The following is a 24,982-nucleotide window of genomic DNA, read 5'->3' on the forward strand; positions in this document are numbered from 1 at the left end:
TTACCAAGTGCCGCTTTTTGTGCGTCGCAAGGAGCGTTGAATACGTGACTCCTCGCGGCGCATTTTCAATAGGCTGTCTTCGACAAAGATCAGATGTTCATGCACGGCTTTGCGTGCATCTTCTGGTCTGCCTTCCATAATCGCTTCATACAGTGCTTGATGCTGAGCCATCACTTGTGATCGAGCATTTTTCTTCTCAAACAAATTAGTGAGATTAGAGGAGATGCTGCGTTCTAGTGTCGAAAATAAGCTTCTTAGCGTGTGTAGCAGAACAACATTATGAGCAGCCTCTGCGATGGCCATGTGAAATTCCGCATCGAGTTTAGACTCTTGTTGTGCGTCTTCTACTTCGTTTGCTGCGACGAGTGCTTGATACTTACGTGTAAGCATTGCTTTATCGGCGGCCGTACTGCGTAGTGCCGCGTAATAAGCGGATAACCCTTCCAGAGCATCACGAAACTCAAGCTGATCGTACAGAAACTCATCATGAGAACTGAGTAAGGCTTGCAGTGGATCCGTGAACGACGCTCCCAGCTTGTCTGACACATATGTACCTCCGCCTTGGCGCGAATACAGCACATCACGAGCCACCAATTTTTGAATGGCTTCGCGTAGCGATGGACGTGATACTTCAAATTGTTCGGCCAATTGACGCTCAGGCGGAAGTTTCTCACCGGGTTTAAAGGTGCCATCTAGTATCATGCTTTCCAGCTCTTGCATGATGATGTCAGAGATTTTTGGCTGCTGTACACGGCCTAAAGGGCGTCGATCCATTTTAAATCCTGCTGTGGTTATCGCTAAATGGTTGAACTGCATAGTGTTCTAAAATTGGTCAGACCAAGGTTCATGTTATCCCATTATTCACAATATCTGTGGATAAAACTAAAATTGGTAAAACCAATAAAAATCAGCAATTGTGCGCTTAAAATCCGTTAAAGTCGTATATTGACAATGATCGGAAAGGTTTCTATTGTCTACAAAATAACAAAGGTAAATTGGTAATACCAATTTATTTTGATCGTGGAAGGCATTATGAAATCTCAGTATCAATCTCTGTTCGACAAATTATCCAGCCGCATCGCCCCAGAACGTTTAATTCATGACCCGTTGCGCACCCTCGCTTACGGCACGGATGCGAGCTTTTACCGCCTTGTGCCGCAGCTTGTGGTACGTGTGCATGACGAAGACGAAGTGCGGTTCGTGCTGCAACAGACCCGTGCGCTTGATATTCCGGTGACCTTTCGCGCCGCTGGGACCAGTCTATCAGGGCAAGCCGTGACAGAATCGGTACTGATTCAACTGTCGGATCAATGGAAAGGCTATCGCATTCACGATCACGGTCATTCGGTGTCGTTACAGCCCGGTATCATTGGTGCCCGAGCCAACCAGCTATTGGCGCCTTATCAACGCAAGATCGGCCCAGATCCGGCCTCGATCAATGCCTGTATGATTGGCGGCATTGCCGCCAATAACGCCAGTGGCATGTGTTGTGGTACCGCACAAAACAGCTACCACACCGTGAAAAGCATGCGCGTCATCATGGAAGATGGCACCTTGCTTGATACGGCCGATGAGCACAGTCGTACAGCGTTTCGCGAAAGCCACGCAGATTTGCTGTCTGAATTGGAAACACTTGCGAACAGCGTCAAAAATAACAGCGATTTAGCCAATAAAATCAGACACAAATACAGGCTAAAAAATACCACAGGGTACAGTCTGAACAGTTTGGTCGATTTTGAGGATGCGTTCGACATTCTGACCCACTTAATGATCGGTTCAGAAGGCACACTGGGATTTATCAGTGAAGTGACCTATGAAACGGTTGAAGATCACCCGATCAAAGCCGCGGCACTGATTTATTTCCCTGATATGGAAGCGACCTGTCGTGCGGTGACGGTTCTAAAAAGCACGCCTGTCTCCGCGGTTGAACTGATTGACCGTGCTGGTCTTCGTACCGTCGCCGGTAAACCGGGCATGCCAGCCATTTTGGCGGACTTAGGCGATGACGTCGCTGGCCTGCTGATCGACGTTCGTGGCAGCACAGCCGATGAACTCGATCAAAAAGTACAACAGGTAACACAATCATTGCAGGGTATGAACGCGCTGTACGAGATTGAATTTACCCAAGAAAAAGCACTTTACGATACCTACTGGAAAATCCGCAAAGGCATGTTTCCCGCGGTGGGCGCCGTCCGGAAAGTTGGCACCACCGTCATCATTGAAGATGTCGCGTTTCCCGTGGAACAATTAGCGGAAGGCGTCGCGGAACTGCAAGGCGTCTTTCAAAAGTACGGTTACAGTGAAGCTATCCTGTTTGGCCACGCGTTAGAGGGCAACTTGCACTTTGTCTTTACGCAAGGCTTTGATGATCCGGCAGAAGTAACACGTTACGAAGCGCTGATGGATGAAGTGGCGCAATTGGTGGCGGTGAAATACAACGGCTCGCTAAAAGCAGAACACGGCACGGGCCGCAACATGGCACCGTATGTGCTGCTGGAATGGGGGCAACAAGCTTACGACATCATGTGGCAGTTGAAAAAAGCCTTTGATCCTAAAGGCTTACTGAATCCCGATGTGATACTCAGTCATAACGCTAATATCCATGTGCAAAATCTAAAGCCCTTACCGCAAGCCAACGACAAGGTAGATACCTGCATCGAGTGTGGCTTCTGTGAGCACGCTTGCCCTTCCCGCGATCTGACCTTAACACCACGCCAGCGCATCGTACTGTGGCGTGAAATACAGCGTTTAGAGCGCTCTGGTGAATCGCCCCAGCGTCTTGCTGAGTTGCGAGAAGAATACAGTTACCAAGGCGTCGATACCTGCGCCGCGTGTGGCTTATGTTCAATGCAATGTCCTGTCGGCATTAATACGGGCGACCTGACTCGCGAGCTACGACATGATCGTTATCAGGACACCAAAGTTGGCTATTGGATTGCCGATCATTTTGCCGGCGTCACCAAAACCGCACGCACGGGGCTTGCTGTCGCGGGCGCGATGCGAGGTGCCTTGGGTAATGGCGCTATGAAAGCGGTGACGGGCGTGGCCCATAAAGTCAGTGGCGGCATGGTGCCGAACTGGCATCCGCAAATGCCCACAGCCGCGTCTATGCCAAAACGTATTCCTATGGTCAACGACGAACGCCCCAGCGTCGTCTACATGCCTAGTTGTGCCACCCGTGTTATGGGCGCAGGCCCAGATGCTTCTGACAAACGTCCTGTGATGGAAGTCATGTTGTCTGTACTCGAAAAAGCGGGTTATAACGTGATTGTACCTAAAGACGTCGAAAGCCAATGCTGTGGCATGGCGTTTCAATCCAAAGGCCAATTTGATGCTGCAGCGAAAAAAGCCAAGGATCTCAACACGTTACTAATGGACGCCAGTCAACAAGGCGCATTGCCGATCGTGTGTGACACCAGCCCATGCTTACTCACCATGAAAGATACCCTGGATCCATCCTTGAAACTGTACGAGCAAGTGCAGTTCCTTGCAGAGCAAGCGTTGCCGAAGCTTAATATTGAACGCAAGATCCCGAACATGGCCCTGCATATCACCTGCAGCACCACCCGTATGGGCTTGGGTCAAACCTTTATCGACTTGGCGAGACAGTTGGCAGACAATGTCGTTATACCGCCTGATATCACCTGTTGTGGCTTTGCCGGCGACAAAGGCTTCACCACACCGGAGCTGAACCAAAGCGCCCTCAAAACCCTGAAAAGCGCCGTACAAGACTGTGACGTTGGCTACTCCAACTCCCGCACCTGCGAGATAGGCTTAACCGAACATTCGGGAATAGAGTACCAATCGATCGTGTATCTAGTGGATAAGTTGGCACATTGAGCTAACCCCCTCCCAGCCTCCCCCTTGTTAAGGGGGAGGAGCTAGAGTTTTAGCACTGCGGCATTTCGAATTCCCTCCCCTTGTGTTTTTAAGGGGAGGGTTAGGGAGGGGTTAAAGTGTTTGGGTAACGTCAGGCGCTGCAACCCCCTCCCAACCTCCTCCTTAGTAAGTGGGAGGAGCTAGAGCTTTAGCACTGCGGCATTTCGAATTCCCTCCCCATGTGTCTTTAAGGGGAGGGTTAGGGAGGGGTTCATCAAAGGAGTCAAGGAATGACGAAGATATACAATCAGAAAAGAACAAAGGATTTACGTTCTCAGCTAAGAACAAATATGACAGAACCCGAACGGCGTTTGTGGAGCTATCTGCGTAAAAATCAGTTGGGTGTTAAGGTTAGACGTCAGTTTGGTATTGGACGCTATATTGTTGATTTTTACTGTCCTGCGAAGCGGCTAGTAATCGAGGTAGATGGTGATAGCCACTATACCGAAGAAGGAATGACTTACGACCAAGAGCGTGACCAATATATGGCATCGCTAGGTATTTGTGTCATGCGTTTTACAAATCAGCAAGTGATGCAAGAAATGGAAGCAGTTGTGGGCATGATCTCGGCTGAACTAAAGAAATAACTGCTTCCAACCCCCCTCCACTAGACCCTCAGCACTGCAGCATTTCGAATTCCCTCCCCTTGTTTCTTTAAGGGGAGGGTTAGGGAGGGGTTAAATTGTTCGGGTAACGTCAGACATTGCAACCCCCTCCCAGCCTCCCCCTTGTTAAGGGGGAGGAGCTAGAGCTTCAGCACTGCAGCATTTCGATTTCCCTCCCCTTGTGTCTTTAAGGTGAGGGTTACAACCAAAACGTGGTGTATAACCCAAACACACAGACGAGTAACAGCGCCCAGCCGATGAATTTGAAGAATACAGGCGTTTCGGCCTTTTGAATTTTGTCGTAAAAATGCTGGCCGATCAGGTGGCCGATGAAGGCACAAGGCAGCAGCCACAACTGGTGGATCAGTTGCAGATCGACGCCCGCAATCAAGAATGACACCATCTTGATGCAGACCAAGATAAACCACAGCACAAACAAGGTATCGCGTAACTGATGGCGCGGTACTTTGGTGGCAAACACCGAAACGATCAATGGCGCGCCGATTAATGACGTGCCGCTCACATAACCGCCCATCATCAGCAGACCGGTGCTGACAACAGGGTTGTTGCTGTAGAACGGTTTAGCCAGAATATAAGACATGGCAAATACTGCGACGATGATGAAAATCACGCCGGTAACAATGTCATTGGGCAAGGTCAGCAAACCAAACACACCGATCAATTTTGGGACAATCATAATCCCCAGCGCTTTGCGCAAATAGCCCCATGCGATATTGCCAGAAGCTTCGCCACTTTCGGTGGTGGCGTGTTCCTGTTTGGCTTTTTGCGAGCCTCGCCATGCGATCCAGCTCGAAAACACCAGTAAATGTATCGAAATGATGGGTAAAAATACTAAAGGATCATTGTGAACCAGTAGCAGGAATGGCAATGCCAAGACGGCGCCGCCAAAGCCTAACCCGGTGCGAACAAAGCCGCTCCAAATAAAAATCCCTGCGATGGCGGCGTACTGCCACCAAACTAAATGTTCCATGATGAGGTTGTCTCGTTGTGAATCTGAATGGCTAAATTATGAGGGTTTGAACCACGCTTGGCTATGGAGAAAGGCCATCAACTCATCGCGTACCAGTGTTGCTCTGACAGATAAACTGCGGCGATACGGCCATACCACATAGATTTCGCGCGATCGACCACGCCATTCAGGTAGAACACGCTTGAGCTGCCCTGCTTGTATCTCGTCATACACAAGACTTTCGGGTAAAAACGTCACCCCGTGCCCATGTTTGACGAGGTTAACCGAGATGCGCATATCATTGCAGGTGTGGCGATGGGTTTTATCGATGGTTTGCTCCGCGCCAGACGCATCGTTAATCAAATGCCACTCATTAAACAGCTGACCTGCAACACTTTGTGTTTGTTCCAGTTGTTCTATCGTCTCGGGAAAAGGTGACAGAGTGGGCGAAGCCACCAATATTCCTTGTATTTCACCCACCTTACGTTGAATTAACGATTGATTGCTGGACTGACCAGAGCGCAAAGCGAGGTCCGCTTGAGTATCTTGTAAGCTTTGAAAATCATTACTCAGCTCAATACGCAGTGAAATTTGTGGGTATTTAATGGCGAACAGAGGCCAAAACTCATCCAACGGCCCCGCACCAAGGTTCGTTGGCGCGAGGATTTTCACCTCCCCTTCTAAGCTGTTTAGCGTGTTGTCCAAATCGGAGATACGTTGGTCGAGGGCTTCGATAAATTCCGCACACTCACGGTAATAAGACGCCCCCGTCGTTGTCAGCGTCAGGCCTTTGGTAGAGCGATGCAGCAACACCGAACCAAGGGTGCTTTCAAGATTCGCTATACGACGTGACACCGTTGCGATGGTCATACCCAACTTCTCGGCTGTCGCCGTCAGGCTTTTGGTTTGCGCCGCGGTGATAAAGATTTTTAGATCATCTAGCATTTTGCATATTTGTAAAAAGGGTTCTTAAAAGTGTCTATTTTTACCAATATAGCGATTTGTTATGCTGTATGCATTGTTAAACTTATGCAGTAACGCAGAGGCTTCCTATGAAACACCGTATTATTTTCGCCACCATGATGTCTTTTGTGCTGTCGTTGTTAATGTCCGCTTGGATTACGTTTTTGAACATCGGACTGCACCCCGATTTTGTATCATTCTGGATGCACGCATGGGTATTGGCTTGGCCGGCGGCGGGTGTGATTTCTTTTTTATTCGCGCCTTTCTTGCATCAGCTGGCCCATCGCATAGCGGAGAAAGTGTAAGCCCTGAAAAGACGCCGGTTTAATGGACGCCTTCCAGTTCCAATAGCACGGCTTTGCGTTCTAGCCCGCCGGCATAGCCAGTAAGTTTGCCGTTGCTGCCAATGACGCGATGGCACGGTACTACAATGGAAATAGGGTTTTTGCCATTGGCTAGACCCACCGCGCGCACGCCTTTGGGGTTGTCGATGGCATTTGCGATGTCTTTATAGCTGCGCGTTTCACCAAAAGGTATGGCGCAGAGCGCTTGCCAGACACTTTGCTGAAACGGCGTCCCTTGAGCCGTCAAAGGCAAATCAAACACCGTCAGCTGGCCCGCAAAATATGCGTCGAGCTGGCGGCTGGCTTCGATGGTTAGCTCAGATGGGTTTGACGTGTGCGCGCCCGACGCTTCGACAAATCGAATCGCCGTAATGCCCTCCTCTGTTGCTTGAATATGAATCAGTCCACATGGGCTTTGAAGATATTGGTTGTACATAGCAGGTTCCTTATTTTTGATGACATCGGCCATGTGCCACAACTGAATGGCTAAATAACTGCGCCAAGGGGCCGCGCGCTCAGGTTGAATCGGCAGCGTCTCGGTCATAGTGCGCACGATTAAGTCGCCCGCTAACGTTCTGTCTGGGTCGCTTAGCCCGCGCATCATTATATAATCCAGCGTCCAAGGGCCAATGCCTTTTAACGCTAAAACAGCGTCGGGCGCAAAGTTTTCAGAGGCGGTGGTGGCCATATAGTGGGCAAACGCCCGCAAGGTGTTTTTTCTGGCTTGAGGCATTTTTAAGAAGTCTAGGTCACTGGACGCGACCGCCTCTGGCGTCGGAAACGTCCGCCCGAAACCATTGTCTTGCCCTAAGGCTTGAGTCAGTGTATTAACTTGGTAAATGGCCGCTTTCACCGCCACTTGCTGACCTAAAATGGCTCGGCACCCCGCTTCAAACACACTCCAAACACCGGGTAACCGCAGCCCTTCAACCGCCTCATTGGGGCTGATGCCCGCCGACAAGAGCGCTTGGAAAATGACATCAGGATCGGCATTAAGGTCGAGCACGCGCGTTAACGTCGCCAGTATGTTAGGCGCCGCTTGCAACGTATTGATGGATAAGCTCACTGCAAACCCATTATGCTCGGGTTGATGCTGAGCGTGTATCCAACCATTGACGTCATCCTCGCTAAATACGCGTCGATAGCTGTTATCACGCACCTCTTCTACTTCGGTAATAGCACGCTTACGCAAAAAATCCCGAACCACCGCCCATTGGTAAGGCGGTCGATAAGCAAGAAAGAGCGTTAACTGAGGCACAGCTTGTTCCAACCCGTCGGTGTTGGCGCGACGCAGTTGCGAAGGGGTTAGTGACCAATGGCTTTTCATCACACTCTGCAAACGTCTGGCAGAGTGAAAGCCAACGCTCGATGCCACTTCATCAATGGGCAAATTGGTTTGCTGCAACAGACGCTTAGCAAACATCAGCTGGTGGTAAAGCTGGACACTCTTAGGCGACAGCCCCAACTCGGCATGGATCAGCTTATGCAAGTAACGCTCGGAGATGCCCAAACGCTCGGCAATCGTGCTAATCGGCTCGGGTGGTAGAGTCGACAGCAGCGTTTGCGCTCGCGTGGCTGTGGTCTGAACGCCCTGCCAAGCACAGGAACCGGGCGCACTGTCAGGTCGGCAACGTAAGCACGGACGATACCCATCGCGCATGGCTTCAAGTGCTTGTTGGTAGTAGGTAACGTTGGATTCCTTCGGCAAACGCGCCGGACAAATAGGACGACAGAAAATCCCCGTGCATTTGACCGCCACGAAAAATGTCCCATCAAAGCGCGGATCACGCGCCAGCCTTGCTTGCTGAAAGGCCGACCGCTGCTGACTAGAAAGCGTATTACTGCTCATCCCAATTACCCATCAAAAAAGAGTGTCAGCAACAGTGTAAATCAACACACCCGAAAACATGCGACGAAATCGGAACTCAATAGAAACCCGCTTCTCATCTGATGGTGGGAGATGCCATGCATTTGCTTCGCTTGCGCAATGTCTCGTGCCGAGACCGTCAGCGCGAATCAAACGCATGACATCGCTTAGAAAGGCGTTTGTACGACCTTGCTGCGCGAGGGAATCCTCCCCCGCTTCGCATCTAACCTGCTGGTTTGCAATGCCACGCATTTGCTTCGCTTGCGCAATGTCTCGTTCCGAGACCGTCAGCACGAATCAAACGCACGGCATCGCTTAGCAAAGCATTTGTACGACCCGATTGTATCGGGGATAAAATGATAGCTAGGAGTATTCACTCCCCGTAATGTGACCGTGCTCTGATAATCACCACGACACAGCGGCCATTCTCGATCCGGTAGACGATTCTGTCTTGAAAGCTTAAGCGAACCGAGTAATAGCCCTTGAAGTCGCCGACGAGTGGCTTGCCAGTTTCAGGAGCGACAGAGATTTTGTAGCGCAGAATATCTTTTAGCTTGTCCTTAAGCTTTGGGGTTAGCTTGGAAATATCCTTTTGCGCCTGCTTGGTGAATTCTATTTGGTAGGACTTCTCTGTCACAGAGGTTCCCCAAACACATCGTCAAAGCTATCTGTTTGGCCTTCATCGGCCTCTTTAACAGATTGATCGAATGTCTGTTTAAAATGGGGTTGTGACAGCAAATGTAGCGTTTCCTGCAAGCTTTCGTAGTCTTCTGCAGACATGATCACCGCATTACCAGTTTTATGTTGTACCTCAATGATCTCGTGCTGCTGATTGGTTTGCTTAATCAACTCGAAAAATGATTTTCGAGCTTCTGTCGCCGTCATGGTTACCATGATGAATATCCTCTATTAACGTACCATAAAGCGTACCACTTAGTATTTTGAGAAGTATATTAGTATTTAGCTATTCAGATAAACTATTGGTCTCTTTTTAAGCTATCGGGGACTCGTTGTACGACCTCGCTGTGCGAGGGAATCCGCCCCCGCTCCGCTTCACATCTGTTGGTTTGCAATGCGTTTGTACGACCCAGTTGTATCGGGGACACGTTGTACGACCTCGCTGCGCGAGGGAATCCGCCCCCGCTTCGCATCTAACCTACTGGTTTGCAATGCCATGCATTTGCTTCGCTTACGCAATGTCTCGTTCCGAGACCGTCAGCGCGAATCAAACGCATGACATCGCTTAGCAAAGCATTTGTACGACCCGATTGTATCGGGGGCATTGCAGCGTGCTAGATGATAATAAGCAGGGTTCAACCTACTATCAGCCTGTTTTGATTGGCACTCATTTGAAAATAGATTAGTGTGTCAGCATAGCGTCAAGGAAGACGAGAGCTACACATCTTCTCCTCTCCCTGACTCGCACGGTTATTTAGAAAAACGCGCATACTTGTTTTTACAGTGAGAGAGCGCCTAAAGATTCTTTTTAACCCTTTAATAATCAAATGTTTAGCACACTTAGTCTTGAAGTGCTAAACATAATAACGAGCACGCACGGTGTGTATAAACGAGCATGCGAACTATTAAGCTGTTAGGCCCCCTATCGAGTATCACCAAAATATTCAACATCTTTAATGGAGTTTTAAAGATGGAAACAAATCTAATTGAAGTTCATGGAAACTGGGAAGATGGTTATGTATTAGATCGTCATACGATCCATAGTGAAATTGTCGGACATAATAGCTCTGGTTATCCTATATGGGATAACACTCGTTCAGAAGTCGGAGAGGCAATATATCAACTTAAATATCAAGGAAATGATGTAGGAGTTGATGAATTAGCAGAAACTATGGCTGAAATGATTGATGAACAATTTGGTGAAGTTGATGCGATCATTCCTCTCTCCCCGTCTAAAGCTAGAGCAGTTCAGCCTGTTTCTTTACTTGCTAATGCAGTAGCAGATGAGCTTGGTATAGATTGCATAGAGGATGTTCTTGTAAAAAATGGAACAACTCAGCAAATGAAAGATCTATCTTCCAAGGAAGAGCGAATGGAAGCTCTGCTTGGCTGCTTCTCTGTGATTGATAACCTCGATGACGTACATGATATAGTTCTACTCGATGATCTATTTTCATCTGGCAGTACTATGGAAGCAGCAACATTAGTACTTCGTGAGTATGATAAAATAGATAACATTTATGTTGCAGCATTTACGAAAACGAGGTCGTAATGACAACTGTATTTATATCAGGCTCAATGCGAATAAAGAAACTTGACGTAAAGGTACTTGAGCGTCTAGACAATATTATTTCTTTAGGACACAAAGTAATCGTGGGCGATGCTGATGGAGTTGACAGCTCCATTCAAGACTATTTAAAAACAAAAGAATATCTTAATGCCGTAGTTTATTGTACTGGCGATAATCCACGAAATAATTTAGCAAATTGGCAGACAAATAATATTTATTCAAAATACGAGTCTGGCACTAGAGCGTATTTCACTGAAAAAGATTTAAAAATGGCTGATGATTGTGACTTGGGTCTTATGGTGTGGGATACTAAAAGCACAGGTACATTGAGTAATACTCTTGAGCTTCTTTCTCAGAAAAAAGTCTCTTTAGTCTTCATTAACAAAGAAAAAATATTCCACAAAGTGAAAACACCTGAAGACTTGGAGCAACTAATTAAATTCATGAGTCCCTCTGCTTATGAAAAAGCAGATAAAAAACTATCTTTACAAAACAAAATAGCTAAATTAAAACACGAGCAGGGAGCACTGTTTTAGGCCTAACAAGAAAATCCAGGCGACCCTAACCGCTGCGCGGCTTTTGGTGCTTGCTCGCTTCGCGGCATTTTAGTACCAAAATCCACACATCGGTTCGGTCGCCTGATTTGAGCGTTAGGAGTCTTTCAAAGCATGGAATACAGTTTGGAATTTTCAGAAAGGCTAATCGAATCAGCTGATGCTGTTTTTCATAACTATTCTAAGTAATTGGGGTCAGATGAAAAATAGCCGTAAGTAATTGGGGTCAGATGAAAAATAGCCGTAAGTAATCGGGGTCAGATGAAAAATAGCCGTAACTGTCCACCCCGCTCACCGCTTCTTAACTTCCAACCCCAGCTCAAATCCGCAGGCTTTGGCGTATTTAAGTAACGTCAGCCAGCTTGGGTTGGCGTTGCCTCGCTCTAGTCGGCTAATGTTGCTTTTTTGCGTGTGCATACGTTCGGCGACTTGTTCTTGAGTAAGGCCAGCTTTGGTGCGCATGGAAAGCAGTTGATCGATTAAGGAAAACTCGCTTTCTAAGTTGTGGTATTCATCACGTACCTCAGGATTCGACAAAGCACGTTGTTTGAGATCTTTTAAACTCATTTCGATTGCACCTCTTTTTGTCTCTGCTTGGCTATGCTCAATTCTTTTTTAGGCGTCTTTTGGCTTTTTTTGACAAATGCATGCAAGACTATAATTTCATTACCTTTTAAGTAGCAAAACAAGCCTCGTCCAATACCTTCCTGTGCTTTTGTCCGTATCTCGAATAATCCATCGCCCATCGGCTCTGTATGGGGACGCTCCATAAGCTCTAATAATCGAATCATTCTTGCTTGTATTTTGGGTGGCATTGATAAAATTGACTCTTCAACGCCACTGTAAAACTGTAACTTCCAACTCATGATTCCCTCCATGAAAAGTTATCCTTTATGATAACTTTGGTTGGTTGTTTTTTCAACAATCCTATTAGTGCTAAAACCAGAAGTAATTTGGGTCAGATGAAAAATAGTCCCAATAATTGTTCCAACAAATGACCAAGTAAAAGAAGCATTGGATATTCTTGGCATGGATCACGATAGTTTCCAGTGCTCCTACTGTGGTGCTATTGCTTCGGCGTGGAATCGCTTGCGTTAAGTGCAATCAACTACGCGCTTGCAGAGCCGGACGCTCTTACCTCACGCCGGTTATTGTGGCATTAGCAGCTACTGTAAAGTGATGCACAATATCCTGTACATGTACTGAGTCTTAAACTAAACTTGTCCCATATATTGTACAAGTGAGGTGCAAAATGAGAATAGTCTCTTTTACCGAAGCCCGAAATAGCCTAAAAGCCGTTTTGGATAATGTCATTAATGATGCGGATACGACTGTAATCACTCGTCGTGACTCTGAAGATGCTGTTGTAATGTCATTGGATTACTACAATAGTCTTATGGAAACGGTTCATTTACTTCGTTCTCCAGCGAACGCTGAACACTTAAATCGTTCAATTGCACAGTTTAAAGCGGGTAAAACGACCCAGCGAGAACTTATTGATGAGTGACAGGTTATTATCATGGACTGATGAAGCTTGGAATGGTTACGTATATTGGCAGACTCAAGACAAGAAAACCTTGAAACGTATCAATAAGCTAATTGCCGATGTAAAGCGCACTCCATTTGCTGGGATTGGAAAACCGGAACCTCTTAAGGAAAACCTTTCAGGCTTCTGGTCTCGCAGAATAGATGATACCAATCGTTTGGTATATGCCGTGGATGATACAGCAATTACGGTTATTTCGTGCCGTTATCATTACTAGTAATTGCCCTTTCAGTTAATCGGGGTCAGATGAAAATAACCAATGTTCGACAAGAGGCGTTGTTTAAGGTCTTTTAAACTTATCAGGCCTGTACCTCTTTCTATTTGACAATGATTAGCACAAAAAACGGCCTCGGATGAGGCCGTTTTTGTTAGGCAGGTAAACCGTTACGATTTCGTCGTGGGGATGTCTTGGGTTTCATCTTGGTTGTTTTCATTCCAGATGTTTTCATCGATCTGATCTTTTAGCTCAGGGTATTCTCTGGCATCAAAGACAGGAATATGAGTTTTACGTCAAGGTAATCGGGGTCAGATGAAAAATAGTCTGAGCTTTGTTTGAGTTACGGCTAGCTTGAAGCTAAGTGCAAGGATATATGGCTCAGGGCGCATAGAATATTTTGGCTTTCTCAAAAACTGAGTGTGTCGGTTAATGATAATGATGAGGTTTTATTCGGCCCAATAAGAGCGTAGGCTTAATTGATACCCTTTAGAAGGTAAGAAGATGAATGGAATCATTATTGGTGCTGGCATTGCTGGTCTTTCGACAGCGATTGCTCTTAAGTTAAAGGGCATTGAGGTCGATATTTATGAAGCATCCGCGGAGTTGAAAGTAGTTGGTGCGGGCATCCTTGTGCCACCCAATGCAATGGCCGTTTTAGCTCATTATGGTCTGGCCGATGAGGTAAAGTCTTATGGCAAGGAAATAGATGCCCTCCGTGTTTCGAGCTTCCGAGGGGAGCCCATATCAATAACCCCATCCACGTTCGTAAACAATCGAACGCAGTTCAAAACAGTCGCTCTTCACAGAGGGAAGCTACAAGAAATATTACTTCGCAATGTCAGTGAAGAGCGCATTCATCTAGGCTATCAGTACAGCAGAGTCGAGAGTACGAATGAAGGTCTACAGGTCTCTTTTGCGAATAACCAACAACGCATTGCAGATTTCATGATAGGGGCGGATGGCCTAAGGTCGAAAGTGAGGCAGTTTGTCATGCCTGACTCCGCATTGCGTAACGGTCAGCAGGTCTGCTGGAGAGGTGTGGCAAATATTCAATTACCTGAAAGCTCTAATGCTCAACTAACAGAGCTATGGGGAGATGGCACTCGTTTTGGCTTTGTGCCAATCGGGCCAGATCAAGTATATTGGTATGCAACTGCCTCTAGTAAACGTAATTATTATTTTGAATCTGATAGAGCTGCTGACAGTTTGCGAAAGCTGTTCTCTTCTTACATAACGTGTGTCGATAACATCATTGATAGTACGCCTCAAGATTTAATAATTGAGGGGAATATGTATGACATAAAACCGCTGAAACACTGGTTTTCAAATCGAGTAGTGCTTCTAGGGGATGCGGCTCATGCGATAACACCCAACTTAGGTCAGGGTGGGGCATTAGCGATTGAAGATTCCTATGCGATTGCAGAAAAATTAGAGCACTTTAGTGACCCAGCAACAGCCTTTTTAGAGTTTCAGCAGGCTAGGCAGACCAGAGTGGATAGGGTGTCGAAAGCTTCATGGAAAATTGGTCAGATTACCAACTGGCGCTCTCCGCTCCTGTGTTCAGCACGAAACCAAATTTTAAGTAAGGTCGCGCCAATGATGGCGAACAGCCAATCGGATTGGCTTTATAATTTCGAGATATCTAAACACTCCAATAATTAAGGGCAGATGAAAATTACGCGTCGTTTTACGATGACTTGGCCACTTTATCGGTTATTGTCGTGGTGATTACGCAGGTATTTGCTGGGTAATACAATGCAAATTCCCGCCTCCCAGTAGGATTTCGCGGGCTAATTGGGGTCAGATGAAAAAACGGGTAAAAATAACCGAAAAAGCCACGTCTGTGAGTCAGACGTGGCTTTTGTGTATATTTGCGTTGTGTTTACGCCGGTATTTGCTGGGTAATACAGTGCAAGTTCCCGCCGCCCAGTAGGATTTCGCGTGAAGGAATGCCGACTAACGTATGCTCGGGAAAGGCGGTTGCTAAGACGTCTTTCGCGCATTCGTCTTGCGTGCTGTCCAGTTGTGGGTAGAAGACGGCGCCGTTGCAGATTAAGAAGTTGGCGTACGATCCGCCGAGACGTTCGCCTGCTTCGCGTGCCATGCGGTCCGGTTGTACCAAGCCTGCGGCTTCTTCCTCAGACATGTATAACGGCCCAGGTATGGGGATCTGGTGTACTTTGATCTTCCGCCCCTTGGCATCGGTTTCATTGGCCAGTATTTCGAGTGCTTGTTGGCTAATGGCATACTGCGGATCGGAGTTGTCTTCACAGACGCTCAGGATCACTTCGCCGGGTTTTACCACATGCAAAATGTTGTCGATGTGGCCGTTGGTTTCATCGTTGAATAATCCCAATGGCAGCCAGATGACTTTTTCGATGCCCAAGTAATCCATGAGGTGTGCTTCAATCTCTGCACGGCTTAAATCTGGGTTACGACTGGGGTGCAGCAGACATTCTTCAGTGGTGTAGACGGTACCTTCTCCATCGCAGTGAATGGAGCCACCTTCAAGAATAAGCGGTGCGTTGTAGCACACCACATCTTCGTGTTCGGCGATACGTATGCCAACCGTTTCGTCGTCTGACCAGTCGTCGTAGAGCCCATCAAGTTCCCCACCCCATGCGTTAAACTGCCAATTCACGGCACGTTTTTCACCGGCCTTGTTGATGACCATGGTCGGGCCGATGTCGCGCATCCAAGCATCGTTATAGGCCATCGGAAAAATCTGTACCTGTTCTGGTAGCATGGCTCTTGCTTGTATCTCTTGCTCCGGCAAAACGGCGACTTTGACGGTGACGTAGCGGCTTAGGCATTTAATAAAATGTGCGAAGGTCGCCTGTGCAGGTGCGGCTTGTTTGCGCCAGTTGTCTGGTCGAGTTGGCCACGCCAACCAAACGCTGGCAAGAGGACTATGCTCTCCCGGCATCCAAAAACCGTCTGCTTTAGGGGTAGGTACTTGCATTGCGGCTCCTATTTGACTTGTCCATCAAGGGTTTTGATCACATCGTAATGCTCTGGGCGACGATCTCGGAATAAACCCCAAGCTTTACGCTGTCGGCGCACGTCGTCTAAATCAAAGGTGTGTACTAGCACGTCTTCGCTGTCGCGCCCTGCTTGTTTGATGACGTCACCTGTTTCATCACAGATAAACGAAGAGCCATAGAATGTTAGCTCTAAATCACGATGTTGTGCGGTTTCTTTGCCAATACGGTTGGAAGCAATCACAGGTACTTGGTTGGCGGCGGCATGACCACGCATGGTGTTGGTCCAGTGTGGCATGGTATTAAGCTGAGGCTGGCTTGGCTCAGAGCCAATGGCAGTTGGGAACAATAAAATATCCGCGCCCATTAATACCATAGAGCGTGCGGTTTCAGGGAACCACTGATCCCAACAGATGCCCACGCCAACGCAGCCGAACTTGGTTTGCCATACTTTAAAGCCCGTATCCCCAGGGCTGAAGTAGTACTTTTCTAAGTAGCCATCGCTGTCTGGGATATGTGTTTTACGGTACACACCCAGTAGTTCGCCACCGGCGTCGATCATGGCAACCGAATTAAAACGCGCTTGTCCTGCTTTTTCGAACCAGCTGAATGGCAATACTACATTCAACTCTTTAGCGAGTTCGGTAAAGCGTTTAAACGCCTCATTTTCAGCAAGTGTGGTGGCCAAATCATGGTAAGGCTCGTGGATTTCAATACAAAAATACGGTGTTTCAAAGAGTTCTTGAATCAAAATGATTTGAGCGCCTTGTGACGCCGCATTACGAATCAACGTTTCCGCTCGGTTGAGGTTGTCTTGCTGATCCCAGGTACAGTGCATTTGTGTCGCTGCCACCGTTACTTTTGACATAGTGTGCTCTCCAGATCGTCACCCAGTGGGTATTGTTATGGTTATAAATAAAATTGGCAAAGACGCTGCTTTGACGTATTGCCTCATCTTAGTGAGCCGGTAAAAAAACGATATACCCCCACGGGGATATGGTGAGACAGGATGACACTCAGTTAACTTAGAACCCTAGCAATTCACTACACGTTCCTTGTGAGCGTCAGAGTAAGGAAGGACGAATGAAAACCTATCAACAATGGCAAACGCTACAAACGGAACTGTCCCTGTCGACACAGGCATACATTAATGGACGTTTCACGCCAGCGCAAAGCGGTGACACATTCGCCTGCATTAATCCGACTGACGAGCGCTTACTAGGAAACGTTGCCAGCTGTGATGCGGCAGATGTCGACATCGCCGTGGATGTGGCGAAAGCCGCCTTTAAAAGCGGTACTTGGTCTGATATGGCCCCTGGTAAACGCAAGCGCATTTTACAAAAATGGGCTGATTTACTGGAACAGCACCAAGACGAATTGGCGTTAATCGATACTTTAGATATGGGGAAATCCATTTCTGAAATGGTCAATATTGATGTGCCAGACTCGATCGACTCACTACGTTGGTCAGCAGAATGCATTGATAAGTTATATGGCGAAATTGCGCCAACCAATAAAGACAATCTAGCGTTAATCAGCCGCGAAGCGTTAGGTGTGGTGGCGATCATCACACCATGGAATTACCCCTTGATGATGGTGATGTGGAAGATTGCACCCGCGCTGGCGGCGGGCAATTGCGTCATCCTTAAACCGTCGGAAAAGTCGCCGTTGAGCGCGTTACGAATTGCCGAGTTAGCAACGCAAGCGGGGGTCCCAGATGGTGTCTTCAATGTCCTCCCCGGTTATGGTCACACCGCTGGTAAAGCCCTTGCGTTGCACCACGATATTGGCACCCTTGCCTTCACTGGTTCCAGCCGTGTCGCCGGAATGCTAATGCAATATGCAGGTCAGTCCAATATGAAGCGGGTTTGGCTTGAAGCGGGCGGTAAATCCCCGTGTTTGGTATTTGAAGATTGCAAAGACATTCAAGCGGCGGCGAAAGGCGCGGCAACGGCCATCTTTACCAACCAAGGGGAAGTCTGTATCGCTTGTTCGCGTTTGTATGTGCAAAACAGCATCAAAGACGAATTTATGGTGGCGCTACTGGAGGCGGCCAAAGCATATGTGCCGGGCGATCCATTGGACCCTGCGACGAAAATGGGACCGATGGTCGATAAAGCCCAGTTGGATACCGTGACGCGTTTTATTGAAAGTGCCATTGCAGATGGCGCGACGTTGGCTTTGGGTGGCGCACCTGAGTATCAAGAAGGACAAGGCTTCTATGCTAAGCCGACCATCTTTACCGATGCGACGCATGAGATGGAGTTTGTTCGCGAAGAAATTTTTGGCCCAGTATTGGCGGTCATGGGGTTTGACAGCGAAGACGAAGCGATTGAGCTAGCGAACGATTCCCAATATGGCTTAGGGGCGTCCGTGTGGACTAATGATTTAGGCCGCGCTCATCGTGTCAGCCGCTTGCTGGAATCTGGCATGGTGTGGGTAAACACGTGGGGCGATGGTGACAGCACAGTGCCATTTGGCGGAGTGAAAGCCTCTGGTAATGGCCGCGATAAATCATGGCACGCACTAGAGAAATACACCGAACTCAAGAATACGTGGATCAGTCTTAAATAAACGTCGGGGTTGTTAAGCCACGTTTATTGCCCTCTTAGCGTTTAAAAAAGAGGGCGGCAGGCGAACCTGCCATGAACCTATTATCAGTCTTTAAGCTTTGGAAGGTCGTTTATTATGTCATCTCCTACTCATGCAAACTCTTATTATGCGGCCTCCGCAAACGACAAAACACCGCGTCCCCAGTTAACTGGCGAGCACCGTTGCGATGTCTGTGTGGTGGGGGCTGGATTTACTGGCATCTCTACAGCGCTCGCGTTGGCCGAAAAAGGCAAACGTGTGATTGTCGTTGAAGGCAGTCGTATTGGTTTTGGCGCCTCGGGTCGTAACGGCGGTCAGATCGTTAACAGCTTCAACCGAGATATTGATTACATCTTTGATAATTACGGTGAGGTTATTGGTCATAAAATGGCGAAAATGGCCTTTGCTGGCGCGGACCTGATCCGTCATCGCATTGAAAAATACAATATTGATTGCGACCTAAAGCACGGCAACGTCTTTGCGGCTTGCAATAAAAAGCAATTTGAAGAGCTAAAAGCCAAGCAAGCATTGTGGGAGTCTCATGGCCACAATGAACTTGAGCTACTGACGTCCTCTACGATTCAAGACCACATTGGTAGTGATCGCTACGAGGGTGGTTTGCTGGATCGAAAAGGCGGCCATATTCAGCCGTTAAACCTTGTTTTAGGACAAGCACAAGCCTTTGAAAGCCTTGGTGGACTGATCTTCGAAGACTCAGAAGTGGTGCGTTTAGAAAAAGGTGTGCCAGGCAAAGTCGTGACCAAACAAGGCTCTGTGATTGCCGATAAAATCGTCGTCGCAGGTAATGCGTACATCTTTGGCATATTGCCAGAGATCGAGAAAAAGGCCATGCCTTGTGGCACGCAAGTGATTGCTACCGAGCCGCTATCGCCTGAGATGCAAAAACAGCTGTTACCAACGGATCGTTGTGTAGAAGACTGTAACTATGTGCTGGATTACTACCGCTTATCCGGCGATGGACGTCTAATTTATGGCGGCGGCACCACCTATGGCGCGCGTGATCCGGGTGAAATTGAGTCGATCATTGTGCCGAAGATGCTGAAAACCTACCCGATGTTGAAAGGCACAAAAATCGATTTTGCGTGGACCGGTAACTTCTTGTTGACCATGATGCGCATGCCTCAGGTCGGTAAAATCGGCGAGAACTTGTACTACGCACAAGGCTACTCTGGCCATGGCGTGACCAATTCACATCTGATGGGCGAAATCTTATCGGATGCGATAGACGGTGATACCGAACGCTTTGATGTGTTCGCCAGCATGCCACAGTATCAGTTCCCAGGCGGTCGCATGTTACGCGTGCCCTACACCGTTGTTGGCGCGGCGTACTACAACATGCGTGATCGATTAGGTATCTAAAAGATAAATGCCAAGAGTGTTTAGACATGCTAAAAAGCCGCTTTCAAGCGGCTTTTTTGTATTTAAACATTAAGTATTGATCGTGTTCAGCTATACGACTTCTCGATCTAATGCATCTAAGTGGCTGAGAAATAGTGTGAAAATTTCAGATTGTGTGGAGGTGTCCAAGCGCGCATGAATGTTTTTACGATGCACCTTAACTGTGCCAGCGCTGATGCCCAGTTCATTGGCAATGGACTTTGATGAGTGCCCTTTCAGTAAGAGCCCGAGTATCTCCTGCTCGCGGGTCGTTAAAACACCCTGTGCAAAGGTTTTCAGTGCATGTTTAAGCGGCCCTGTAGACGGTGCTCGTTCAATGAACTCCCCTGCTTGCGCCATCCAAAACTGCCCTATTAACGCTTCCAACATAGGGAACACAGTTTTTAGATTATTCAGCTCCGTACGGCGAACAGAGCCAACCGTTTTTTTACGCCCCAGAGACACGGCGCAGGTGGTGTTTTTATCCAAGTCCACCAAGATGTTGATCTCATCGACCAAATCAAACTTTTGATAGCAGGACTGGTAATACTCTGTTTCTTCAAATGAATCGGGCGCCATATCCACCAAACGATAAATGCCGGGTGCAATGCCTTGTTGGATCGAGTTAAACACAGGGTCGAGTAAATACGCCTGATTTAAATACGTGCGTAAGGTTTGGCTTTGTTCCGCTGGGTCGGAGGGATAAATGAGCAGTGGTTTCAGTGCTTTTTTATAAGTCACCATGATGATGGTGTCAAAGTAGCATAGATTGCTTAAAACCCCTTCTAATACACTTGGAAAGCTAGGCACACGAACGTGACAGGTCAGCGTGGCTAAATCCTTCATGATTTCTGAAAGACCTAGCTGTCCTCGTAAGGTGTTTGTTTGCATGAGTATAACGCCTCTTCTACTTGGATCGAATACGGTGTGACGGGTCAAGCAAGCCTAGCCGTCTTGACGCTGGCTTAAATGAAGCAACTTGTGCGCCAGTTTTTAGGCCTTAACGCATCCTCTATAAATCGATCAAAATGTCGGTTTTTATTTTCTTATCCCGTCTAGGAATGTGCTCTTAGTCAGACAAAAATACATCGACTTTGTATCTGACCGTGTAGTAAAAATAAATCGGATAACCCGAAATATTTTTCGCTTTAAGATGCGCAGGTTCGCTCCATTTAGGTCTGCTTCCCTATCAAAGTGCCTATATATCAATGCCTTTAGAGCAGTAAAGATAAGTAACTGTAATCCTATTAGAGTAGTTTTTATACAAATAGTGCCTTATTGCATATACCTAATCGGGGATAGTTACTCGCATCATTTGCTCGGGTTACAGTGAGTTATATCGAGAGAACCTAACCTGAAATCACTGATTTAATGCTTAACTCGAATTAAAGTTCGGCTATTCATGCGTTAAAGAGTCTCCCGCAGTAAGACTAATTTCATAAGAGAGCTTTTTATGTCGGATATTTACGATAGCAACAATGAGTTTGATTTGTTCATTACAGATCTTAACGGTAACTTGCGCGGTAAGCGTATGCCTTCGAGTGGTTTGAAAAGCGTGATGACGCAAGGAGTGAAATTGCCTCACTCTGTCATCGGTTTTGATCACTGGGGAGATGACGTGCTTGAAAATGGCATGGTGTTTGAAACAGGCGACAGCGACGGTATTTGTTTACCTGTTCATGATGCACCGATTTCTGTACCTTGGGCCGAGTCGGCACGTGATCAGCTCTTAGCGATGATGTTTAATGCCGATGGCACACCGTTTTACCCAGATCCTCGTCAAATCCTAACGCGCATCGTAAAGCGCTTTAAAGATCTCGGTTATACCCCAGTGGTTGCAACAGAATTAGAGTTTTATCTGTTGGATGGCTCGTCTGAAGCCAAGCGTGTCCCTTCGCCACCGGTCATTGTTGATGGCAATGGCTGCCGTCTTAGCAAGACAGATTGTTATTCCATTGAAGAAATGGATGGCCTAGAAGGCTTTTTCGCCGAAGTACGTGCCGCCTGTGAAGCGCAAGGCATTCCAGCGGATACGATCATTTCGGAGTTAGGCCCAGGTCAATTCGAAATTAATATGAAGCACACCGATGATGCGGTACTTGCTGCGGACCACGCGATCATGTTCAAGCGTTTAATCAAAGGCGTGGCTCGCCAACATGATTTCGGCGCGACCTTCATGGCGAAACCGTACGCGGATAAGAGTGGTAATGGCTTCCACGTACATTTCAGCTTGCTGGATGAGCAAGGTAATAACGTGTTCGACAATGGCACGGAAGAAGGCTCAGGTTTATTAAAACAAGCCGTTGCCGGACTGCTGAATCACATGTCAGATTCTATGTTGGTGTTTGCGCCGCATTTAAACTCTTATCGCCGTTTTCAGAATGGCGCTCATGCACCCACCTTCGCCAGCTGGGGCTATGAAAACCGCACCGTAGCGGTTCGTATACCGGAAAGCGAAAACATTGCCCGCCGTATTGAGCACCGTGTTTCGGGTGCTGATGCGAACCCTTACCTTGTTTTAGCCGCCGTGCTGGGCGCTGCCCTACATGGTATTGAAGCGAAAATGTCGCCACCAGAACCTATTGAAGGCGATGCCTACGCAATGTCTGAACGCTTTGAAGCACTGCCTAATCGATGGGAGTTAGCGTCTGAATCGTTCCTAGATAGCGCCTTTTTATTGGATTACTTAGGGCCTGAATTTGTCCGCGTTTATGGCTCAGCAAAAGAACAGGAACAACAAAAAATTTATGCGCGCATATCCAATGTAGAATATGAAGCCTATTTATAAGCAAACAAAAAAATAATGTCACAACTGGAATAGGCCAATCATGGTTGGCCTATAATGGGGCCCAAAATAAAACGTAATGCATGCGTATTTTGATCGCTGGCGGTTCTGATCACGATGTCGTCAAAATCCATCTCAAGGGCCCTAATTGCGGTTAGTTAGAGGAAGATAGTCAATGAAAATAGGTATTCTCGCGGCGGGCATTACCCCCGAGGTATTGCAGTCGCAGTATCCGACTTACGCTCAAATGTTTGCACAACAGCTTCAAGCGCATGAACCTGAGCTCGCGTTTGAAATCTTCGACGTACGCCTAGATGAGTTTCCAGCCAGCATCGATGTGTGTGATGGTTGGCTCATTACGGGCTCTAAATCGGATGCCTACGGCGATGAGCCGTGGATTCTTCAGCTGTGTGATTTTATTCGCGAGGTGGATGCTAAAGGCCAAGTCTTGGTCGGTATCTGCTTTGGGCATCAAGTGATTGCCCGAGCATTGGGTGGTCGTGTGGCAAAATTCCAAAACGGCTGGGGCGTGGGGGTTCATCACTACCAAGTCGTGGATGGATTTGATACGCCAGTAGGCCAAAAAGACATTGCGTTCTGTGCGTTTCACCAAGACCAAGTGCTTGAGAAACCAGAGAAGCTAGAGACGTTTTTAACCAGTGACTTCTGTCAGCATGCAGGGCTTATTTATCAAGATCGTATATTGACCTTCCAAGGTCATCCAGAGTTTTCGAAGCAATACGAAAACGAACTGATCGAGCTGTATGATGGGGTTACGTTAACGTCTGAAGTCGCCAGCAAAGCACGTCATAGTGTGGCACAAGACGACATTCAAAGCCCTCAACTCATGGCTTGGATCGGACAATTCCTAAAAGCCAAATCCTCTTAGGGGAAGAGTCTTAGAGAGAATCCATGACATTTCATTCGCTTGCGCAATGTCTCGTGCCGAGACCGTCATCACGAATCAAAACGCATGGAATCTCTCAGTAAGGCTTTTGTACGACCCGATTCTTCGGGGGACACGTTGTAAGACCGCGCCGTGCGAGGATTCTCCCCCGCCTCCCCTTCTAATTCGCTGATTTTAGTTGCCATGCAATTCATTCGCTTGCGCAATGTCTCGTGCCGAGACCGTCTGCGCGAATCAAAACGCATGGCACCTTTTCGCAAGGTTTTTGTACAACCCGATTGTATCGGGGACACGTTGTACGACCCCGCTGCGCAAGGGAACCCGTCCTGCTCACTTCTAAATTTCTGGCTAGAGATGCCATACATTTCCTTCGCTTGCGCAATGTCTCGTGCCGAGAGCGTCTGCGCGAATCAAAACGCATGGCACCTCTTAGCAAGACTTTTGTACGACCCGATTGTATCGAGGACGCGTTGTACGATCTCGCTGTGCGTGGAAGTTTAACGACCTTTGCTGAATTTCGTTATTCAAGGTCGTTAAAAATGACACTGTTTGTTGGACTGTGAGCCGGGGCATCCTTACCCTTAATTTCAAGTCAACAAACTCGAAAGAAGACATAACATGATCAATTGGCAAATTAGACGTTTCTCTCAGCTGACAACCTTGCAGTTGTACCAAATGCTCAAACTCAGAGTGGATGTGTTCGTTGTTGAGCAACAGTGTGCTTATGCCGAGCTGGATGATAAAGACCACCATCAAGGGGTACATCATCTATTAGGCTATCAAAGAGAGGTGCTTGTTGCGTGCGCGCGTCTATTGCCTCAAGGGCTGAGCTACCCTTCGGTCAGTATTGGTCGGGTGGCGATTTCAGAAAAGCATCGTGGAGGGGGTTTGGGGCATCAATTGTTGCAAGAGGCGTTAAAGGCCTGTGAAACGCTATGGCCTAATGAGTCGATCGAGATCGGTGCGCAGCATCATTTGTCCGCTTTTTATCAGCGCCACGGTTTTCAGCCCTCGTCGACGATGTATTTGGAAGACGGTATTGAGCACATTGATATGACGTTGGAAAAATGACGGACTTTAGATTCAAAAAACCAGAGTGAGCGCTCTGGTTTTTGCGTTGAGAGGT

General features: G+C 47.6%; 25 protein-coding genes. 13 read left to right on the top strand and 12 right to left on the bottom strand.

Going from position 1 to position 24,982, the window contains the following annotated elements; translation table 11 throughout:
* The gene (locus tag AYW75_RS00420) at positions 1-774 is read right to left on the bottom strand and encodes an FCD domain-containing protein (RefSeq protein ID WP_067093829.1); all 774 of its coding nucleotides are present in this window, start codon (positions 772-774) and stop codon (positions 1-3) included.
* A gap of 258 nt (positions 775-1,032) precedes the next feature.
* Between AYW75_RS00420 and AYW75_RS00425 the strand changes: the two genes are divergently transcribed.
* On the top strand, positions 1,033-3,840 hold the full coding sequence (locus AYW75_RS00425) for an FAD-binding and (Fe-S)-binding domain-containing protein (RefSeq protein ID WP_067093832.1): 2,808 nt from the start codon (positions 1,033-1,035) through the stop codon (positions 3,838-3,840).
* Between the two features lie 269 nt (positions 3,841-4,109).
* Positions 4,110-4,466, top strand: coding sequence for an endonuclease domain-containing protein (locus AYW75_RS00430; RefSeq protein WP_067093836.1), 357 nt, complete (start codon positions 4,110-4,112; stop codon positions 4,464-4,466).
* Between the two features lie 217 nt (positions 4,467-4,683).
* On the opposite strand, the gene AYW75_RS00435 is transcribed toward AYW75_RS00430, so the two are convergent.
* Entirely contained in the window at positions 4,684-5,475 is a 792-nt protein-coding gene (locus AYW75_RS00435; RefSeq protein ID WP_067093839.1) for a sulfite exporter TauE/SafE family protein, read from the bottom strand.
* A 36-nt stretch (positions 5,476-5,511) separates the two neighbouring features.
* Positions 5,512-6,399: a LysR family transcriptional regulator gene (locus tag AYW75_RS00440; RefSeq protein WP_067093842.1), complete on the bottom strand. Its 888-nt coding sequence runs from the start codon at positions 6,397-6,399 to the stop codon at positions 5,512-5,514.
* Between the two features lie 107 nt (positions 6,400-6,506).
* On the opposite strand from AYW75_RS00440, the gene AYW75_RS00445 reads away from it, so the two are divergent.
* The gene (locus AYW75_RS00445) at positions 6,507-6,722 is read left to right on the top strand and encodes a DUF2798 domain-containing protein (protein ID WP_067093845.1); all 216 of its coding nucleotides are present in this window, start codon (positions 6,507-6,509) and stop codon (positions 6,720-6,722) included.
* 19 nt (positions 6,723-6,741) lie between these two features.
* On the opposite strand, the gene AYW75_RS19185 is transcribed toward AYW75_RS00445, so the two are convergent.
* From AYW75_RS19185 to AYW75_RS00465, 4 genes are all read right to left on the bottom strand, one after another.
* Positions 6,742-8,610 (bottom strand): methylated-DNA--[protein]-cysteine S-methyltransferase, encoded by a 1,869-nt coding sequence (locus AYW75_RS19185; RefSeq protein WP_067093847.1) that lies wholly within the window; start codon positions 8,608-8,610, stop codon positions 6,742-6,744.
* 12 nt (positions 8,611-8,622) lie between these two features.
* Positions 8,623-8,922 (bottom strand): hypothetical protein, encoded by a 300-nt coding sequence (locus tag AYW75_RS00455; RefSeq protein WP_067093850.1) that lies wholly within the window; start codon positions 8,920-8,922, stop codon positions 8,623-8,625.
* Between the two features lie 79 nt (positions 8,923-9,001).
* Positions 9,002-9,265: a type II toxin-antitoxin system mRNA interferase toxin, RelE/StbE family gene (locus AYW75_RS00460; protein ID WP_067093853.1), complete on the bottom strand. Its 264-nt coding sequence runs from the start codon at positions 9,263-9,265 to the stop codon at positions 9,002-9,004.
* Positions 9,262-9,522, bottom strand: coding sequence for a type II toxin-antitoxin system Phd/YefM family antitoxin (locus AYW75_RS00465; protein ID WP_067093856.1), 261 nt, complete (start codon positions 9,520-9,522; stop codon positions 9,262-9,264). The genes AYW75_RS00460 and AYW75_RS00465 overlap by 4 nt, the downstream gene beginning before the upstream one ends.
* Before the next feature lie 754 nt (positions 9,523-10,276).
* On the opposite strand from AYW75_RS00465, the gene AYW75_RS00470 reads away from it, so the two are divergent.
* A complete protein-coding gene (locus tag AYW75_RS00470; RefSeq protein ID WP_067093859.1) occupies positions 10,277-10,858 on the top strand; it encodes a ComF family protein in 582 nt (193 codons plus the stop codon).
* The gene (locus AYW75_RS00475; RefSeq protein ID WP_067093862.1) at positions 10,858-11,412 is read left to right on the top strand and encodes a hypothetical protein; all 555 of its coding nucleotides are present in this window, start codon (positions 10,858-10,860) and stop codon (positions 11,410-11,412) included. Before AYW75_RS00470 ends, AYW75_RS00475 begins: the two co-directional genes overlap by 1 nt.
* A 309-nt stretch (positions 11,413-11,721) precedes the next feature.
* Here the strand turns inward: AYW75_RS00475 and AYW75_RS00480 are convergent, their stop codons facing one another.
* Both AYW75_RS00480 and AYW75_RS00485 read right to left on the bottom strand, forming a co-directional pair.
* Positions 11,722-11,997 (bottom strand): helix-turn-helix domain-containing protein, encoded by a 276-nt coding sequence (locus tag AYW75_RS00480; RefSeq protein ID WP_067093865.1) that lies wholly within the window; start codon positions 11,995-11,997, stop codon positions 11,722-11,724.
* Positions 11,994-12,296 (bottom strand): type II toxin-antitoxin system RelE/ParE family toxin, encoded by a 303-nt coding sequence (locus AYW75_RS00485; RefSeq protein ID WP_067094999.1) that lies wholly within the window; start codon positions 12,294-12,296, stop codon positions 11,994-11,996. Before AYW75_RS00485 ends, AYW75_RS00480 begins: the two co-directional genes overlap by 4 nt.
* A 386-nt stretch (positions 12,297-12,682) precedes the next feature.
* On the opposite strand from AYW75_RS00485, the gene AYW75_RS00490 reads away from it, so the two are divergent.
* From AYW75_RS00490 to AYW75_RS00500, 3 genes are all read left to right on the top strand, one after another.
* Complete coding sequence (locus tag AYW75_RS00490; RefSeq protein ID WP_067093868.1) at positions 12,683-12,937, top strand: type II toxin-antitoxin system Phd/YefM family antitoxin; 255 nt, start codon at positions 12,683-12,685, stop codon at positions 12,935-12,937.
* The gene (locus tag AYW75_RS00495) at positions 12,930-13,193 is read left to right on the top strand and encodes a Txe/YoeB family addiction module toxin (RefSeq protein ID WP_067093871.1); all 264 of its coding nucleotides are present in this window, start codon (positions 12,930-12,932) and stop codon (positions 13,191-13,193) included. Before AYW75_RS00490 ends, AYW75_RS00495 begins: the two co-directional genes overlap by 8 nt.
* 501 nt (positions 13,194-13,694) lie before the next feature.
* The gene (locus AYW75_RS00500) at positions 13,695-14,855 is read left to right on the top strand and encodes an FAD-dependent monooxygenase (protein WP_067093873.1); all 1,161 of its coding nucleotides are present in this window, start codon (positions 13,695-13,697) and stop codon (positions 14,853-14,855) included.
* Positions 14,856-15,075: 220 nt separating this feature from the next.
* On the opposite strand, the gene aguA is transcribed toward AYW75_RS00500, so the two are convergent.
* Both aguA and aguB read right to left on the bottom strand, forming a co-directional pair.
* Positions 15,076-16,155 carry an agmatine deiminase gene (gene aguA, locus AYW75_RS00505; RefSeq protein WP_067093876.1) on the bottom strand — a complete coding sequence of 360 codons (1,080 nt, stop codon included), beginning with the start codon at positions 16,153-16,155 and terminating at the stop codon, positions 15,076-15,078.
* A gap of 8 nt (positions 16,156-16,163) precedes the next feature.
* Positions 16,164-17,042 (bottom strand): N-carbamoylputrescine amidase, encoded by an 879-nt coding sequence (gene aguB, locus AYW75_RS00510; RefSeq protein WP_067093878.1) that lies wholly within the window; start codon positions 17,040-17,042, stop codon positions 16,164-16,166.
* Between the two features lie 215 nt (positions 17,043-17,257).
* Between aguB and AYW75_RS00515 the strand changes: the two genes are divergently transcribed.
* Positions 17,258-18,748, top strand: coding sequence for an aldehyde dehydrogenase (locus AYW75_RS00515; protein WP_067093882.1), 1,491 nt, complete (start codon positions 17,258-17,260; stop codon positions 18,746-18,748).
* A gap of 114 nt (positions 18,749-18,862) precedes the next feature.
* Positions 18,863-20,146, top strand: coding sequence for an NAD(P)/FAD-dependent oxidoreductase (locus AYW75_RS00520; protein WP_067093886.1), 1,284 nt, complete (start codon positions 18,863-18,865; stop codon positions 20,144-20,146).
* A 90-nt stretch (positions 20,147-20,236) separates the two neighbouring features.
* Here the strand turns inward: AYW75_RS00520 and AYW75_RS00525 are convergent, their stop codons facing one another.
* Entirely contained in the window at positions 20,237-21,055 is an 819-nt protein-coding gene (locus AYW75_RS00525; RefSeq protein ID WP_067035266.1) for a LuxR C-terminal-related transcriptional regulator, read from the bottom strand.
* A 562-nt stretch (positions 21,056-21,617) separates the two neighbouring features.
* Here AYW75_RS00525 and AYW75_RS00530 point away from each other — a divergent pair.
* The 3 genes from AYW75_RS00530 to AYW75_RS00540 all read left to right on the top strand — a co-directional run bounded on the left by AYW75_RS00530 (position 21,618) and on the right by AYW75_RS00540 (position 24,927).
* Complete coding sequence (locus AYW75_RS00530) at positions 21,618-22,952, top strand: glutamine synthetase family protein (protein WP_067093889.1); 1,335 nt, start codon at positions 21,618-21,620, stop codon at positions 22,950-22,952.
* Positions 22,953-23,124: 172 nt separating this feature from the next.
* Positions 23,125-23,838, top strand: coding sequence for a glutamine amidotransferase-related protein (locus AYW75_RS00535; RefSeq protein WP_067093892.1), 714 nt, complete (start codon positions 23,125-23,127; stop codon positions 23,836-23,838).
* Positions 23,839-24,474: 636 nt separating this feature from the next.
* On the top strand, positions 24,475-24,927 hold the full coding sequence (locus AYW75_RS00540) for a GNAT family N-acetyltransferase (RefSeq protein ID WP_067093895.1): 453 nt from the start codon (positions 24,475-24,477) through the stop codon (positions 24,925-24,927).
* Positions 24,928-24,982 lie beyond the last annotated feature (55 nt).

The sequence above is a fragment of the Marinomonas atlantica genome, assembly GCF_001639725.1.
In the GTDB taxonomy this organism is placed as follows: domain Bacteria; phylum Pseudomonadota; class Gammaproteobacteria; order Pseudomonadales; family Marinomonadaceae; genus Marinomonas; species Marinomonas atlantica.